Raw genomic sequence first — 17,002 nt, 5'->3', positions numbered from 1 at the left:
ATAAATTAAGCTTGATAATCTCTAGACATTACAAATTTTGTTTTTACCGGAAGCTTTTGAGCCGCAAGACGTAATGCTTCTTTAGCAGTTTCGAGAGGAACTCCAGAAACTTCAAACAAAATTCTACCAGGTTTAACAACGGCAGCCCAATATTCTACAGCACCTTTACCTTTACCCATACGTACTTCAAGAGGTTTCTTTGTAATAGGCTTATCCGGAAAAATCATAATCCAGATAGAACCTTCTCTTTTCATATATCGGGTAGCAGCAATACGTGCAGCTTCTATTTGACGTGCGGTCAGGAAATTTGAATCTAAAGATTTAATACCAAAGGTTCCGTAGGCAAGCTGGTTTCCACGACCTGCATTACCCTTCATTCGTCCCTTTTGTTGTTTTCGGTATTTTGTTCTCTTAGGTTGTAACATTTTCTTCTATTTAAAAAATTACTTTCTACGACGTGGTTTGTTATTACCGCCTCGTCCGGTTCCTCCACCTTTTCCACCTTTTTTGGTTAAACCAACAAGCGGAGAAAGCTCTCTTTTTCCATATACTTCACCTTTCATGATCCACACTTTAACACCCAATCTACCGTAGGTAGTATGTGCCTCAACTAAAGCGTAATCAATATCGGCTCTAAATGTAGATAAAGGGATACGACCGTCTTTATAAGACTCAGATCGTGCCATTTCAGCACCATTTAAGCGTCCGGAGATCTGAATTTTGATTCCTTCAGCATTCATACGCATTGCCGCAGCGATAGCCATCTTAATTGCACGGCGGTATGAAATTCTGTTTTCGATCTGTCTTGCTACACTCGCAGCAACCAGATACGCATCAAGTTCGGGTCTCTTGATCTCATGAATGTTGATCTGTACCTCTTTACCGGTAATTTTCTTAAGCTCTTCTTTTAGCTTGTCTACCTCCTGACCACCTTTCCCGATAATGATCCCGGGACGGGCAGTGGTGATAGTAACGGTTACAAGCTTAAGCGTACGCTCAATAATTACTCTGGACACACTAGCTTTACTTAAACGAGCATGAACATATTTTCTAATCTTGTCGTCTTCGGCTAATTTATCACCGTAGTCGTTACCTCCGTACCAGTTGGACTCCCATCCTCTAATGATACCTAAGCGATTCCCGATTGGATTTGTCTTCTGTCCCATTTATTAATTGCTTTGTGTGTTATCGTTAGCACCAAGCACGAGTGTTACGTGATTGGAACGTTTTCTAATTCTGTGCGCTCTACCCTGTGGTGCAGGACGAAGTCTCTTTAACATCGTTCCACCATCCACTCGAATCTCTTTAATAAAAAGATCGGCATCCTCTATTGAAGCATCCTCATTCTTAGCCTGCCAGTTTGCGATGGCAGATAATAAAAGTGTCTCCAAACGCTTTGAAGCTTCCTTTTGGCTAAACTTTAAAATATTAAGCGCCTTATCTATTTTCTCACCACGAACAAGATCAGCTACTAACCGCATCTTTCTTGGTGAAGTAGGGCAATTGTTCAACTTGGCAAAGTATTGTGTCTTCTTTGCTTCCTTGATCTGCTCTGCTCTTTCTCTTTTACGAACTCCCATGGCCTATTATTTTTTACCTTTATTTTTTGCACCAGCGTGACCACGGAATGATCTTGTAGGTGAAAATTCTCCTAATTTATGTCCTACCATATTCTCAGTTACATATACCGGCACGAATTGACGTCCGTTATGAACTGCGATGGTTTGTCCTACAAAATCGGGAGTGATCATAGATGCACGTGACCAGGTTTTGATCACCGTCTTTTTATTAGACTCCACATTTTGCTGTACTTTCTGTTCTAACTTATAGTGAACGTAAGGTCCTTTTTTTAACGATCTTGCCATAGCTTATTTCTTTCTACGTTCGATTATATATTTATTACTTGCCTTGGTTTTAGAACGAGTTCTGTAACCTTTTGCAGGAATTCCTTTTCTTGAACGAGGATGACCTCCAGAAGACTTACCTTCACCACCACCCATGGGGTGATCAACCGGGTTCATCACTACTGGTCTTGTTCTAGGTCTTCTACCCAACCATCTCGATCTACCAGCTTTACCTGACACCAACAACTGGTGATCACTGTTAGAAACAGCCCCAATAGTTGCCATACAAACAGCTAACACCAAACGGGTTTCACCGGATGGCAATTTAACGGTAGCATATTTTCCATCTCTTGCCATAAGCTGAGCAAACGCTCCGGCACTACGCGCCAAAACTGCTCCCTGACCAGGACGTAATTCGATACATGAAATGATTGTTCCTAATGGAATATTTGCAAGTGACATTGCGTTTCCGATCTCGGGAGCAACACTCTCTCCGGAAACGATGTTTTGTCCAACCTGAAGACCGTTCTGTGCTATTACATATCGCTTCTCACCATCTTGGTAATTAACTAATGCAATAAAAGCCGTACGGTTAGGATCGTATTCTATAGACGCAACAGTTGCAGGAATCCCCGCCTTGTCACGTTTAAAATCGATAATTCGATATTTCTTCTTATGACCACCACCTATGTAGCGCATGGTCATTTTTCCTTGACTGTTTCTACCACCAGATCTCTTTTTCGGAGCTAATAAACTTTTCTCCGGCTTATCAGTTGTAATGGCGTCAAATCCATTTACAACTCTAAAACGCTGACCTGGGGTGATAGGTTTTAATTTTCTTACTGACATTTTTGTCTAATTAAATCTAAGCAAGCTTAGATGTTACTGTAAAAATCTATTGTATCACCTTCCGCCACCTGTACAATTGCCTTCTTAAAAGCATTTGTTTTACCAGTTTGGATCCCCGTTTTTGTATATCGGGTTTTGCGATCCGGGCGGACATTCATTGTGCGAACTTTTTCAACAGAAACTCCGTAAGCAGACTCAACTGCTTTCTTGATCTCTACCTTATTCGCCTTAGGGTTTACTACAAAACCGTAACGGTTGTTCACCTCAGCATCGGCTGTAGCTTTTTCTGTAATAATAGGTTTTATTAAGATATTCATCTTCGTTTCTATTTACTTAAGTTTGTTTCAATTCCTTCCAAAGAACCTTCAAACAGCACGAGACTGTTTGCATTCATAATTTTGTAAGTACTTAATTCTGAGTTAGTTAGAACTTCAGTACCTTTCAAATTGCGAGACGACAAATATACATTATTATTTGACTCTCCCAACACAAACAAAGACTTTTTGTTTTCAAGACCTAAAGTCTTCAAAACTGCTGTAAAATCTTTTGTTTTTGGAGCATCAAAATTAAGGTCTTCAATAACCACAATTGCCTTTTCATTCGCCTTAATTGTAAGGGCCGAACGACGAGCTAATCGCTTAAGGTTCTTGTTCAATTTAAAAGAATAATTTCTTGGTCTAGGACCGAAAATTCTTCCTCCTCCTTTAAAGACTCCAGACTTGATACTTCCCGCACGGGCAGTACCGGTTCCTTTTTGCTTCTTTATCTTACGAGTACTTCCTGTAATCTCGGCGCGTTCCTTGGCTTTATGAGTACCTTGTCTTTGATTGGCAAGGTATTGCTTCACATCCAGGTAAACCGCGTGATTGTTAGGCTCGATTCCGAACACATCCTTAGAAAGTTCAACCTTTCTACCTGTGTCTTTTCCGTTTATATCTAATACAGCTACCTTCATTATTTCTGAATCATTACATAAGCGTTTTTGTGTCCGGGAACACATCCCTTAACCACAAGTAGATTCTTTTCAGGAACTACTTTTAAAACTCTTAAATTTTCAACTTTCACTTTTTCATTTCCCATTTGGCCGGCCATTTTCATTCCTTTGAAAACTCTCGCAGGATATGATGCCGCACCAATAGAACCAGGAGCTCTTAATCGGTTATGCTGTCCGTGAGTAGCCTGACCTACACCGGCAAAACCGTGACGCTTTACAACCCCCTGGAAACCTTTACCTTTAGAAGTTCCGGAAATATCCACAAACTCACCTTCAATAAAGTGTTCTACAGTGATCGTATCACCTAATTTAAATTCCTCTTCAAATCCTTGGAATTCAACGACTTTTCGCTTTGCAACGGTTCCTGCTTTTTTGGCGTGGCCTTCGGCAGCTTTCGTAGCAGTCTTCTTGTCATCGAAACCAAGTTGAAGAGCTTCGTACCCGTCAACCTCTTTGGTTCTGACTTGGGTAACAACACAAGGTCCAGCTTCAATAACGGTACAAGGAATATTCTTCCCGTTCTCGTCGTAGATGCTGGTCATCCCTATCTTCTTTCCAATTAACCCAGACATATTTACTTATTTATTGATTATTACTATTTCTTATTTTTATTCGGAAATGCTTTCAGAAAAAAACAGGGTCAAAATAAATTCAACCCTGAATATTACTTTGCTTTCCGTTTTTCCTTTGCACGCAGCTCCGGACATGTTTACCCTCTGCGAAGGCAGAGGTCTAATCGAGAGAAGCTATTGCTTTTCCGAAGAGATTCCCACTTACGTGGAAAAGTTATACCTTGATCTCTACTTCAACTCCACTCGGTAACTCCAATTTCATTAGAGCATCGATCGTTTTTGAAGAAGAACTATAGATATCCAGCAATCTCTTATAAGAGCTTAACTGAAACTGTTCTCTACTCTTCTTATTCACGTGTGGTGAACGCAATACAGTAAAGATCTTTTTGTGAGTAGGTAATGGAATGGGTCCTGTTACTACCGCACCTGTACTTTTTACAGTTTTTACAATCTTTTCAGCAGATTTGTCCACTAAATTGTGATCGTACGATTTTAATTTGATTCTTATTTTTTGACTCATTGCTGAAATATTATACGTTAGCGGTTCCTCTTGCAGCTGCAATTACTTCTTCAGAAATATTTGAAGGAGTTTCAGCATAGTGTGAAAATTCCATAGTAGATGTTGCTCTACCTGAAGACAGGGTTCTTAAGGTGGTTACATATCCAAACATTTCAGAAAGCGGAACTTCAGCTTTAATCACTTTTGAACTTGCACGGTCTCCCATACTACTCACCTGACCACGTCGACGATTCAAATCTCCAACGATATCACCCATGTTTTCTTCAGGAGTTAAAACCTCCAGTTTCATAATAGGCTCAAGGATAACAGCTCCGGCTTTTTTAGCTACTGCTTTAAAGCCCATTTTAGCTGCCAATTCAAAAGACAAGGCATCAGAATCTACAGGGTGGAATGAACCATCCTTTAGCGTTACTTTCATGCTGTCTACTTCGAATCCTGCCAACGGACCATTGACCATTGCCATTTTGAATCCTTTTTCTACAGAAGGAATAAATTCTTTAGGAACGTTTCCTCCTTTAATTTCATTCACGAATTCCAGTCCGTCCTTACCTTCTTCGGCAGGCTCCAACGTAAATACGATATCGGCGAACTTACCACGACCACCAGATTGCTTTTTGTACACTTCTCTGTGATCTGCAGACTTTGTTACAGCCTCCTTGTACTCAACTTGTGGCTGACCTTGATTCACTTCAACCTTAAACTCACGTCTAAGTCGGTCCACAATAATATCCAGGTGAAGTTCTCCCATCCCTGAAATAATTGTCTGTCCTGAAGCTTCATCGGTACGAACCTGAAACGTAGGATCCTCTTCAGCTAATTTTGCCAAAGCCATTCCTAGCTTATCAACATCTGCCTTGGTCTTAGGCTCAACCGCGATACCGATAACGGGATCTGGGAAGTCCATAGATTCCAATACAATAGGATGTTTTTCATCAGACATGGTATCTCCTGTCTTAATATCCTTAAATCCAACAGCTGCTCCAATATCTCCGGCTTCAATAAAATCGATAGCGTTTTGCTTATTAGAGTGCATTTGGTAAATACGTGAGATACGTTCTTTCTTTCCTGAGCGATTGTTCAGAATATAAGATCCTGCATCTAATCGACCTGAATATGCGCGGAAGAATGCCAATCGTCCCACAAAAGGATCGGTAGCGATCTTAAACGCCAATGCTGCAAAAGGAGCAGAAACATCAGGCTTACGAATCTCTTCTTTTTCGGTATCCGGATTCACACCAATAATACCTTCCTTATCTGTAGGAGAAGGCAGGTAACGACAAACAGCATCCAGCAAGAACTGAACCCCTTTGTTTTTAAAGGCAGAACCACAGATCATAGGAATGATCGACATATCCATTACTGCAGCACGTAATGCAGCATGCACTTCGTCTTCAGTAATAGAGTCTTCATCCTCCATATATTTTTCAAGCAAGTTTTCGTCATAAGCAGCAACCTCTTCGATTAGAAGTCCGCGATACTTCCTTGCTTCTTCTTTCATATCCTCAGGAATATCAACTACATCAAAAGTTGCTCCCATGGTCTCATCGTGCCAGATTATAGCTCGGTTCTTAACCAGGTCGATGATTCCTTTAAAATCGGCTTCGTCACCAATGTTCAAAACAATTGGTACAGCATTAGACTTCAACATGTCCTTAACCTGCTGACAAACGGCCATAAAGTTAGAACCCTGACGATCCATTTTGTTCACAAAACCAATACGTGGTACTTTATAGTTATCGGCAAGTCTCCAGTTAGTTTCCGACTGAGGCTCTACCCCATCAACCGCACTAAAAAGGAAAACCAATCCATCCAGTACACGTAACGAACGGTTTACTTCAACCGTAAAATCCACGTGTCCGGGAGTATCGATAATATTAAAGTGGTAATCTTTCGTTTCCTCTGTAGGCTGAGCATTTTCTAATGGAAATTTCCAGGTACAGGTAGTAGCAGCCGAAGTAATAGTAATACCGCGTTCCTGCTCCTGCTCCATCCAGTCCATAGTTGCAGCTCCATCGTGTACTTCCCCGATCTTATGACTCACACCGGTGTAGTAAAGGATACGTTCTGTAGTTGTAGTCTTACCGGCATCAATATGCGCAGCAATACCTATATTTCTTGTAAATTTTAAATCTCTTTGTGCCATTTTTTAGAATCTGAAATGTGAGAATGCTTTATTTGCTTCAGCCATTTTGTGAGTATCGGTACGCTTTTTAACAGCTGCACCTTCTTCTTTGGCAGCCGCCAGAATTTCGGCAGCTAATTTCTGAGCCATAGACTTTTCGTTTCTCTTGCGAGCATACAAGATCAACCACTTCATGGCAGTTGAAATTTTTCGGTCCGGGCGAATTTGCATTGGAATCTGAAACGTTGCTCCACCAACTCTACGGCTTCTTACCTCTACGTGAGGCATTACATTGGAAAGTGCATCTTTCCACATTTCTAAAGCAGTTTTTTCTTCGTCTGTTTTTTTCTCGTCTACGATATCGATTGCATCGTAAAACACTTTAAAAGCCACCGACTTCTTTCCATCCCACATCAAGTTATTTACAAAACGTGTAACTAATTGATCATTAAATCGCGGATCCGGTAAAAGGGGTCTTTTTTTGGCCTGTCTTTTTCTCATGTCTTCTCTTTAAAAGTTTTTAATTACTTCTTAGGGCGTTTGGCACCGTACTTAGATCTTCGTTGTGTTCTTCCTTCAACACCAGCGGTGTCTAAGGCTCCACGAACGATATGATATCTAACACCAGGCAAATCTTTTACCCTTCCACCTCTAACCAATACTATCGAGTGCTCTTGTAAATTGTGACCTTCACCGGGAATGTATGCGTTCACTTCCTTACCATTAGTCAACCTAACCCTTGCAACTTTACGCATTGCGGAGTTTGGTTTTTTAGGCGTAGTCGTATATACACGCGTACACACACCTCGTCTTTGAGGGCACGAATCTAAAGCAGCCGATTTACTCTTCTTGGTTATTTTGGCTCTTCCTTTTCGTACTAATTGTGAAATTGTTGGCATATAAAATATTAATTATACTATATTAAATATAAAATCCCTCTTTTTAAGGGCTTGCAAAGGTAGAAATAAAATTGAATTAATCAAACCTTCCTATTGTTATTTTCTTAGCCGATTTATTATTTTGATACTGAGATATTAAAAACCACATGGAAGCGTTAGTTTTACAACACAGAAAAAGCGGTTTTTGAGACATATTTTTTACATTTTTTTATACCTTAATATATATACTGCATTTTTTCAGTATGTATATTCTCAGGAATTTACCCTTATCGTTAAAGCCGAAAAACCCGTTTCTGAATCACTGCTCGATTCCCTGAATGTCCAATCGGTGTTTAAGGATTATCTCACTTTAAAGAAGGAAGCCGACACTCTTGTATTTAAACTTCAAAGTATAGGTTATCTAGAAAGTGAGTTACGGTCACTAGAGAAGACCACAGACAGCAGTTTTACAGCACGGTATTTCTTCGGAAGAAAATCCTCTCATATTAAGGTATATTATAAAGAGGAAGAATTCAGCAAAAAAGAGCTTGCCAGAATTTCCAATGAGGTGGGAGCCGAATATTTTCTCCTCGATTTCCAAACCTTCGAACAATCCCTTCAGAAATTAAATGCTATAAAAACTGAGAATGGAGATGCGTTCGCAAGACTGGGCCTTTCCAACATTTTGAAGAATGCCGACGGATCTATAAGTGTCGAACTAAGTCTGGAACGCGGATCCAGCAGAACAATTGACTCCCTTATTGTTAAAGGTTATGAGAAATTTCCAAGATCATTTCTAAGATATTACGCTGGAGTAAAGACCGGTAAAAAATTCAATAGGCCCAAACTAATTGCACAAAACGATGCGCTAAACAGTCTTGGCTTTGTAAATTCCCTAAAGGCACCTGAAGTCTTGTTTAGAGACAATGAAACCGTGGTTTATTTCTATCTCGAAAAACGTAACAATAATTTGTTCGACGGTATACTGGGATTTGCCACCGATGAAGAAACCAACAGGTTGGAATTTAACGGCTACCTAAATCTGGAGTTAAATAATAATTTGAACTTTGGAGAACAATTACTTATAAACTACAAGGCCGATGGTAATGAACAGCAAAATTTCAGAGTAAGGACAACTATGCCTTATTTGTTTAGAACACCATTTGGTGTAAGTCTCGAATTAAAAATCTTTAAACGAGACAGCTCCTTTGTCACCACCGAACAAATGGCAAGACTCACTTATCAAATTAATCCTTCATCTTCGGTGTATTCGGGCTATAAAGGATATGAATCCAGCAACCTACTCGATGATCAGGTTGCAGGAATTCCTATAGAAGATTATACATCGAATTTCCTAATTGGAGGTATTAGTTTTCAAAAGCCTCAAAGAAGCACTTTATTTCCCATAAAGACACTTGTTCTGTTAGATAGTGAAATAGGCACAAGGGATCAAAAAGGAGTACAAGAGGATCAGCTCCGATTATCGGTAGTAGCTTCAACTATATTTAATCTTAATTTCAGAAATTCAATCTTTTTACAGAACAGTTCTAGTTTATTAATTAGTGACACATACCTCACCAACGAACTTTTTAGATTTGGCGGTATCACCAGCATTAGAGGCTTTGATGAAAACAGTATAGATGCGACGGCTTTTGCAGTACTGAATACCGAATATCGATACCAGTTCAATGAAGGCATTTATCTTCACAGTATTATCGATTTGGCCTATTTTGAAAATCAATTATTTGCTATGAAAGAAAAGCTCTATAGCTTCGGTATTGGGCTGGGCATGCAAACCAAGGCAGGGGTTTTTAAATTTAATATCGCCAATGGAAATTCGGATAATCAAAATTTTAATTTTTCCAATACAAAAATCCACCTCAGTCTCACTTCACGATTTTGATAAATCCTAACAATAGCTTAGCAATTCAGTAAAAAAAAAACCAAAATTTAAGTTTAAAAAGTTGTGTATTTAACTTTTTATTGTGATTTTTGGCATTGGCTAATTCAAATAAATTATAAAATGAGAACAAAGTTTAGTGGAATTTTAACGCTTTTACTAGCGTTTGTAGTGCAACTCACGTTCGCACAAGAAAAAACAATCACAGGTACGGTGACTGATAATTCAGCTACACCTCTTCCTGGGGTTAACATTATCGTAAAAGGTACGACCAGTGGTACTCAGTCTGATTTTGATGGAAATTTTTCCATTCAGGCAAATGTAGGCCAAACGCTTGTATTTAGTTACGTAGGTTTCAACACCGTAGAAAGAGCTGTAACCGCAAGTACTAACAGAATCAACCTTCAAATGGAAGAGGGTGAAGTGTTAGATGAGGTTATAGTAACCGGATATGGTATTCCAAGAGAGAAGAAAGCACTTGGTTATGCTGTAAGTACTCTTGAAGCTGAAGCCGTAGAAAACAAACCTGAGTCTGATGTTGTAAGAACATTGAACGGTAAGGTTGCCGGGGTTCAAATTACTGGAACCAGTGGTGCAACCGGAGGTGGAACAAACTTCACCATTCGTTCTAAGAGTTCGATTAACGGAAGCAACCAGCCATTATTTGTTGTGGATGGTGTTCCTTTCGACGGTGGATCCAATCAGCAAACAGGCTTTGCTGGAGGTAACACTGTAGTAAGTAGCCGTTTCCTTGATTTAGATCCGAACAACATTGAATCTGTTCAAATCCTTAAAGGTCTTAGTGCCGCTGTACTTTATGGTCAGCAAGGTAGAAACGGTGTTGTATTGATCACAACCAAGAACGGAAGCAAAAAGAGCCTTAACAAGAAATTTGAGGTAACACTTTCTCAGTCTGTTTACATTACCGAAATTTCAAACTTACCTGACTATCAGAATGAGTACGGACAAGGGTCTGACAATACTCCTAACGCTGGTTTCGTAGGAAACTGGGGAGGAAGACTTGATGCAGGAATTATGATCGCTCACCCTTACGCAGGTTTAGGTGACATCAACACTAACCCGTTCCCACAATTTGTAGATCTTGAAATTCCTTACGTTGCAGCGAAAGATAACGTAAAGGACTTTTTTAGAACCGGTATTGGGCATGCAACTTCTGTAAACGTTTCAGGATCACCAGGAGATGGTGGAAGCCGATATAACATAAACTTTGGATATACTACAGAGGACGGATACATCCCGAATAACGGTTTAACCCGTTACAATATAGGTATGGGTGGTTCTACAAAACTTTCTAATAAATTTTCATTCGACGGTACTGCTAACTTTAGTAGCTTAACCGTTAATACTCCTCCAATTGCTGCCAACAACGCGGCCGGGGCCTTATCGATCTTTACCCGATTGTTATTCATCCCTCGTAACGTGGATCTTCCAAATTTACCATTCGCCGATCCTAACACAGGAGCCAGCGTATACTACCGTGGTGATCAGGAAAACCCATACTGGTTGTTGAACTATGCTGGATTGGAGCAAAACACGAACCGTTTCTACGGTAAGTTATCGTCTTCTTATGAGATTTCAGATAACATTATCGCAGCATACCGATTTGGATTGGATACGTATACTGAATTCCAGGAATTCCGTGTTGCAAAAGGAAACGTAACTGCTCCTTATAACAATGGTGGTTATTTAAGAACTACTGAAGGAACAAACTTTATCTTTGACCACAACTTAAGTTTCAGTTTTAACAATCTTGAAATTACTGATACTTTTGGTTTAGATGCTACTGTAGGTTTCAACGCAAGAAGAGACGAATATGAGCAGTTTGGTATTGCAAGTACAGGTCAGATTGTATTTAATTTCTTTAACCACAATAACTTCTCAAGTCAAACCAACATTGACCCTGTTGCAGGAAATCTTGATTACAGATTAGAGCGTAACATTTTGGGAGCTTATGCTGAAGCATCTTTTGACTACGATAATTTCTTATTCTTAACACTTTCAGGAAGAAATGACTGGGGATCGAATGTTGAGCAAGATAACAGATCTATCTTCTATCCTGGAGCTTCGTTATCATTCTTACCTACATCTTTGGATGGTGTAAGTACTTCTGGAGCTTTGAATTTATTGAAATTCCGTGCTGCATACGGTACATCTGCCCGATTCCCTGGGTTGTATGGAACAAGAGCAGTTCTTGCTACTACGCCGAATGCGTTTATTCAGCCTAATGGAAACGGAACTACAATTAACTCACTTCCTTCAACTGCTGCAAATCCAGATTTGAAGCCTGAATTACAGAAGGAATTTGAAGTTGGTGTTGAAGCTGAATTATTCAGCAGAAGATTAACTTTAGATGCAACAGTGTATAAGAGAAATATTGAGGATCAGATTGTAAATCGTCCTATTAACCCTTCTACCGGTTTTACTGCCATCAATGATAACATTGCAGAAAGTGAAATTAAAGGTCTAGAAATTGGGTTTGACGTGATTCCTCTTCGTACAGATGATTTTACATGGTCTATCAGAAATAACTTCACTGCGTATGAAAACGAAGTAATTGACCTTGGTGGTCTTGAAGCTTTCCCATATGCTGGATTTATTGGATTAGGTAACTATGCTTCTGAAGGTGAGCCTTTAGGTGTAATTAAAGGTAACTACGCTGCTCGATACGATCCGGGAAATAATACTCCGGAGAACCCACTTGGAATTACCAATGTTGGTGTTGAAGGTGTATTGCTTATTAACCCTATCGATGGAAAAATTATTGATAGTGCAAACTTAAGTTTACCGGATGAGACTGTAGGTGATCCTAACCCAGACTGGAACATGACAACAATAAACACCTTCAGTTATAAAGGTCTTTCATTGTCTGCTCAGCTTGAGTACCAACACGGAGGAGATATCTTTTCACAAACAGCGTCTCAGTACTACCGTCGTGGTGTAACTACCGTTAACGTAGACAACAGAGAAGGAAGTTATGTTATTCCAGGTATCTTGGCTAACCCTAACACAGGACAGCCACTTACCGACGCAAACGGAAACTTTATTGAGAACACAATTCAGATTGGAGCGAATGATGTATTCTTTATCAACTTGGTAGATCCTGTTGGTCAAGGTATCTATGATGCTTCTCACTTACGATTGAGAGAGGTTTCATTATCTTACAATCTATCTGAAAAAATGTTAGATAAAACTCCATTCGGAACCGTAACATTTGCACTTTCCGGACAGAACTTATATGTTAGAACATTTAACATTCCTCAAGCGTTTAATTTTGACCCTGAGGCATTGAGTACAGGTGTAGGTAATGGTGCTGGATTAGACTTCCAGACTGGACCTTCATCTAAGCGTTACTCATTTAGCGTTAAAGCAACATTTTAAAAAATATGTATAATGAGGTAGTAAAACAGTTTCTAAACTGTTTTACTACTGAATACATTAATAAACAATATTCAAATCATGAAAAATATTTTAAAAATAACACTTCTGTCTGCCTTCATAGCTGTCTTTACAAGCTGTGAAACTTCAGAGTTGGAACTCTTAGTGAGTCCTAACAACATTACAGTTGAATCTGCTGACCCTAACTTTATATTGAATGATATCCAGCTTACTTTTAACGGAATCGTTGGAGGGTATAGCGCGCCATCACGTCAAATTACGCGTCAGGTAAACCAATTTAGTACATATAATGGTACGGTTACTGAAACCACACTTCAAGGAGAATGGGCTCAATCGTATCAAATGTTTGCTAATATCGATCTTTTGCTGGGCGTAAATGAAAATACGCTTGATGCAGGTGGTATTCCTTACCACGTTGGTATGGCTCAGATCATCGAAGCTTATGCGTATATGTTATTAGTTGACTATGTAGGAGATGTACCTTTTTCACAAGCGAACAAACCATCTGAATTTCCTAACCCGATGGTTGACGACGGTGCTACCATTTACAACGCACAACTTGATCTATTAGATGAAGCTATTGCTAATTTAAACTTAGGTATTCAGACAAATGCAAGACTTCCTGAAGATATCTTTTACGGATCTTTTGATGCCGCAAACTGGATTGCACTTGCAAATTCATTGAAAATTAGAGGATACTTAAACATGAGATTGGTTAATGCTTCTGCTGCAGCTGCTGGAATTAACAGCGCTCAGAGCGGAAACATCATCGATCAAAATTCTGAAGATTTCCAATTTATGTATACTGCTTCTGGAACTGAATTGCCAGATAGTAGACACCCGTTTTTTACCGGAAGCTATTTAGCAGCTGGAGCAGGTCAAAGAATGAGTAATAACTTCCTTGATCTTCTAAATGCAGGTGATGATCAGCCTCCTTTCATTGAAACAGGAGAGATTGACCCTAGAACACGTTATTATATCTACCGTCAGGATTCTGCACCACCATCTGGTTCAAACCTTCCTTGCGCAAGTAATCTAAGTAACTACGATTACTGTTATGTTGGTAACTTATACTGGGGACGTGATCATGCAGATGATGAAGGTCTTCCAAACGACGGATTCAAAAGAAGTGTATATGGAATCTACCCAGGTGGAGGAGCTTTTGACAGCGACCTTTTCGAACAGGCCAGAGCAACTACCGATAACCTTGGTGGAGCTGGTATACGACCATTCTACTTAGCTTCATTTACAAAATTCTCATTGGCTGAAGCAGCACTAACATTAGGAACTAATGGTAATGCAGCGACACTTCTTGAAGAAGGAATTCGTTTAAGCATGAATAAAGTACGTGATTTTGCAGATGGTCTTGATTCAGGTCCATTTGAAATGACCAATGGAGATATTAATGATTATGTATCCCGAGTGCTTGCAGAGTATGCTGCAGCAAATAACGATGGTAAGTTGGCAATTATCGCCAGAGAATACTATTTGGCAGCATGGGGTAACGGTACAGAGCCTTATAACCTATACAGAAGAACCGGGTATCCAAATCTTCAGGCTCCTATCATTCCTGCAGGTCCTTTCCCAAGAGCCTTTAGATATCCTGATACTGAATTAGATGGTAACCCTAATATTCAGCAACAACCAGCAACAACCAGAGTATTCTGGGATACTAACCCAGCTGGATTTATAGACTAATCAAAAAAAAATTATATTATGAAAAACCTTAAATATATAACATTAGCTATCATCGCACTTGTTGGGTTAACATCACTTACCAGTTGCGAGGATGAAGATAAATACCGCTTCCCCGAACTAGGAAATGGTGGATTCGTAAAATTTGTTTCTATGCCTGAATTTAACGCAGGTGCAGATCCGGCTTCAGCTAGCTTTACGGCTATGACCGAGGATCCTAACGGGAATATTGCAAACTACGATATTGCTGTAAGAGGATACTTTACCGGAGCGTCTACCGATACTATTTCATGGAGAAGTACTACTACCTTCCCATTCGATGTAAGCTTTACAGCTGCCGATATGGCAACCACATTTGGAGTTCCTGCTTCAACATTTGTATCTGGCGATAGTTTTGAGTTTTTCGGAACTGCAACTACAACAGATGGAACAGTTTATTCTTATGTTCAAACCAATTGTAATTGTCCAACTGATCCGGAAGATCCGGAGGCTCCAGGTACCTGGAATGGCGCAAATACAGATAGCGTTCTTTTAACAGCTGCAGGATTGTTACAAGCGTTCAACTGGGAAGTTGAATTTAGTGACCCACCAATGTAGTAGTTACTTATTTTATAATTTATTAAAAACCATCCGTTTTTGCGGATGGTTTTTTTAATTTTACCCCTAACAAATCATATTCGTGAAGAAAGAAAATTTAATATTCGGTATCTACCCTGTAATAGAGGCATTGAAGTCAGAAACTGATCTTGATAAGGTCTATATTCAAAAAGGAATTGAAAACCCTAAAATTGATTCGATCGTTAAGCAGATTGAATCATTAAATATTACGATTAACTTTGTTCCCATCGAAAAACTCGATCGATTAACACGCAGCAATCATCAAGGCATCGTTGCGATTACTTCACCCATTGCGTTTCATTCTCTTGAAACTATAGTAGAAGAAGTACTTGCTTCCAATACGCTCCCTCTTTTTTTAGTCCTTGATCAAATAAGTGACGTTAGAAATTTCGGGGCCATACTCCGCACAGCCGAGTGTACAGGTGTTCATGCTGTAATCGTTCAAAAAAAAGGTGGTGCTCCGGTGAGTGGGGATACCGTGAAAGCATCGGCCGGTGCTATCTTTAATATCCCAATTTGTAAAGTAGATCATATCAAAGATGCTATATTTTATCTACAGGGATCAGGGATTCGGACCATTGCAGCCACTGAAAAGACTAAGAACAGTATTTATACAACTAACCTTAATCAGGGGATTGCCATAATCATGGGTTCGGAAGGTAAAGGAGTGTCAAACTCTGTATTAAACCTTGTTGATGAAAAGGCGGCCCTACCCCTACTTGGTGAGATCAACTCATTAAATGTATCGGTCGCTTCGGGTGTATTTCTCTATGAGACTGTACGGCAGCGAACGCAATGATCATTTTCTATCGTCTCGATCAGAATTTGATTTGTATTGGTATCTTATTTTAAACGATTTTCGAGCCTCAACCGGCTCCTCCGGAGTTTCAGGCCTGGTTTCAATAAAATTACCATCCTCATCAAAATGCTTTAAGAACTCATCTTCCTGAGGATCGTAATCTGCCCGTTCCCAGACATACTTTTTAGCCTCAATGGGATTTTTCCAGAAAATAAGTGAAAGCGCAATCCCTACAAGAAATCCGGAGAGATGACCCTCCCAGGAAATTTTGGGGTCTATAGGAAAAACATACCATAACAAGCTTCCGTAGAGAAAAACGACAACAAAAGCCAGGGCTGTAAGTTGGTACTGTTTAGAGAATATCCCTTTAAAGAACAGAAAGGCAGCCAACAAATACACGACGCCACTTGCACCTATGTGATATGCCGGTCTTCCTATCCACCACGTTAGTACACCGGTTACCAGAATACCAATAAGCAACACTTTCCATTTAATACTTCTATAGAAATAGAACAACGCCGAACTCAATACAAATAAAGGAATGGAATTATTGAATAAATGACTCAAACTACCATGTATAAAAGGTCCAAAAATAATTCCACGGAGACCCTCCACCCGCTGAGGGTATATCCCGTAATATTTAAGATTCCAACCAAAACGCACTTCCGCCCAGAACACGATCCAAATTGCCACGACAAAGGCCAACGGATATAAGACGGTACTATTCGTAAAATATAATTTGTTCTGAGCTTGCATAAGTTTCTTTATTCAAAAAGTACTCCTAAATCAAATTT

Annotated in this window: 18 protein-coding genes; 5 read left to right on the top strand and 13 right to left on the bottom strand. The window is 39.6% G+C overall.

The genetic code is table 11. The features are described from left to right. Window positions 1–5: 5 nt before the first annotated feature. The 12 genes from rplP to rpsL form a co-directional block, all read right to left on the bottom strand. On the bottom strand, window positions 6–425 hold the full coding sequence (rplP, locus tag ALE3EI_RS07480; protein WP_186987666.1) for a 50S ribosomal protein L16: 420 nt from the start codon (window positions 423–425) through the stop codon (window positions 6–8). Between the two features lie 18 nt (window positions 426–443). Further along, on the bottom strand, window positions 444–1,166 hold the full coding sequence (rpsC, locus tag ALE3EI_RS07475) for a 30S ribosomal protein S3 (RefSeq protein ID WP_186987665.1): 723 nt from the start codon (window positions 1,164–1,166) through the stop codon (window positions 444–446). Between the two features lie 3 nt (window positions 1,167–1,169). Then, entirely contained in the window at window positions 1,170–1,580 is a 411-nt protein-coding gene (gene rplV, locus ALE3EI_RS07470) for a 50S ribosomal protein L22 (protein ID WP_186987664.1), read from the bottom strand. 6 nt (window positions 1,581–1,586) lie between these two features. Continuing rightward, window positions 1,587–1,865, bottom strand: a complete 279-nt coding sequence (gene rpsS / locus ALE3EI_RS07465) for a 30S ribosomal protein S19 (RefSeq protein WP_105214611.1) — start codon at window positions 1,863–1,865, stop codon at window positions 1,587–1,589. A 3-nt stretch (window positions 1,866–1,868) separates the two neighbouring features. Continuing rightward, window positions 1,869–2,693, bottom strand: coding sequence for a 50S ribosomal protein L2 (gene rplB / locus ALE3EI_RS07460; protein WP_186987663.1), 825 nt, complete (start codon window positions 2,691–2,693; stop codon window positions 1,869–1,871). Window positions 2,694–2,719: 26 nt separating this feature from the next. After that, on the bottom strand, window positions 2,720–3,010 hold the full coding sequence (rplW, locus tag ALE3EI_RS07455) for a 50S ribosomal protein L23 (RefSeq protein ID WP_186987662.1): 291 nt from the start codon (window positions 3,008–3,010) through the stop codon (window positions 2,720–2,722). An 8-nt stretch (window positions 3,011–3,018) separates the two neighbouring features. Then, entirely contained in the window at window positions 3,019–3,648 is a 630-nt protein-coding gene (rplD, locus tag ALE3EI_RS07450; protein WP_186987661.1) for a 50S ribosomal protein L4, read from the bottom strand. Continuing rightward, window positions 3,648–4,259, bottom strand: a complete 612-nt coding sequence (gene rplC / locus ALE3EI_RS07445; protein ID WP_186987660.1) for a 50S ribosomal protein L3 — start codon at window positions 4,257–4,259, stop codon at window positions 3,648–3,650. Before rplC ends, rplD begins: the two co-directional genes overlap by 1 nt. A gap of 214 nt (window positions 4,260–4,473) precedes the next feature. Next, complete coding sequence (rpsJ, locus tag ALE3EI_RS07440) at window positions 4,474–4,779, bottom strand: 30S ribosomal protein S10 (RefSeq protein WP_010181931.1); 306 nt, start codon at window positions 4,777–4,779, stop codon at window positions 4,474–4,476. 10 nt (window positions 4,780–4,789) lie between these two features. Then, complete coding sequence (fusA, locus tag ALE3EI_RS07435; protein WP_186987659.1) at window positions 4,790–6,922, bottom strand: elongation factor G; 2,133 nt, start codon at window positions 6,920–6,922, stop codon at window positions 4,790–4,792. A gap of 3 nt (window positions 6,923–6,925) precedes the next feature. After that, window positions 6,926–7,402 (bottom strand): 30S ribosomal protein S7, encoded by a 477-nt coding sequence (gene rpsG, locus ALE3EI_RS07430; protein ID WP_186987658.1) that lies wholly within the window; start codon window positions 7,400–7,402, stop codon window positions 6,926–6,928. A gap of 23 nt (window positions 7,403–7,425) precedes the next feature. Beyond that, on the bottom strand, window positions 7,426–7,800 hold the full coding sequence (gene rpsL, locus ALE3EI_RS07425; RefSeq protein ID WP_010230128.1) for a 30S ribosomal protein S12: 375 nt from the start codon (window positions 7,798–7,800) through the stop codon (window positions 7,426–7,428). A gap of 184 nt (window positions 7,801–7,984) precedes the next feature. Between rpsL and ALE3EI_RS07420 the strand changes: the two genes are divergently transcribed. From ALE3EI_RS07420 to rlmB, 5 genes are all read left to right on the top strand, one after another. Continuing rightward, window positions 7,985–9,682, top strand: coding sequence for a BamA/TamA family outer membrane protein (locus tag ALE3EI_RS07420; protein ID WP_186987657.1), 1,698 nt, complete (start codon window positions 7,985–7,987; stop codon window positions 9,680–9,682). A 120-nt stretch (window positions 9,683–9,802) separates the two neighbouring features. After that, window positions 9,803–13,078 carry a SusC/RagA family TonB-linked outer membrane protein gene (locus ALE3EI_RS07415; protein WP_186987656.1) on the top strand — a complete coding sequence of 1,092 codons (3,276 nt, stop codon included), beginning with the start codon at window positions 9,803–9,805 and terminating at the stop codon, window positions 13,076–13,078. A 78-nt stretch (window positions 13,079–13,156) separates the two neighbouring features. Continuing rightward, the gene (locus tag ALE3EI_RS07410) at window positions 13,157–14,794 is read left to right on the top strand and encodes a SusD/RagB family nutrient-binding outer membrane lipoprotein (RefSeq protein ID WP_186987655.1); all 1,638 of its coding nucleotides are present in this window, start codon (window positions 13,157–13,159) and stop codon (window positions 14,792–14,794) included. Between the two features lie 18 nt (window positions 14,795–14,812). After that, entirely contained in the window at window positions 14,813–15,388 is a 576-nt protein-coding gene (locus tag ALE3EI_RS07405; protein WP_186987654.1) for a hypothetical protein, read from the top strand. 82 nt (window positions 15,389–15,470) lie between these two features. Beyond that, complete coding sequence (gene rlmB / locus ALE3EI_RS07400; RefSeq protein ID WP_186987653.1) at window positions 15,471–16,208, top strand: 23S rRNA (guanosine(2251)-2'-O)-methyltransferase RlmB; 738 nt, start codon at window positions 15,471–15,473, stop codon at window positions 16,206–16,208. Here the strand turns inward: rlmB and ALE3EI_RS07395 are convergent, their stop codons facing one another. After that, complete coding sequence (locus ALE3EI_RS07395; protein ID WP_186987652.1) at window positions 16,209–16,964, bottom strand: rhomboid family intramembrane serine protease; 756 nt, start codon at window positions 16,962–16,964, stop codon at window positions 16,209–16,211. Between the last annotated feature and the right edge of the window lie 38 nt (window positions 16,965–17,002).

Source organism: Constantimarinum furrinae (assembly GCF_014295415.1).
Taxonomy (GTDB): Bacteria; Bacteroidota; Bacteroidia; order Flavobacteriales; family Flavobacteriaceae; genus Constantimarinum; species Constantimarinum furrinae.
Note: the sequence above shows the minus strand (reverse complement) of the source record. Positions and strands in the feature narration are given on the sequence as shown.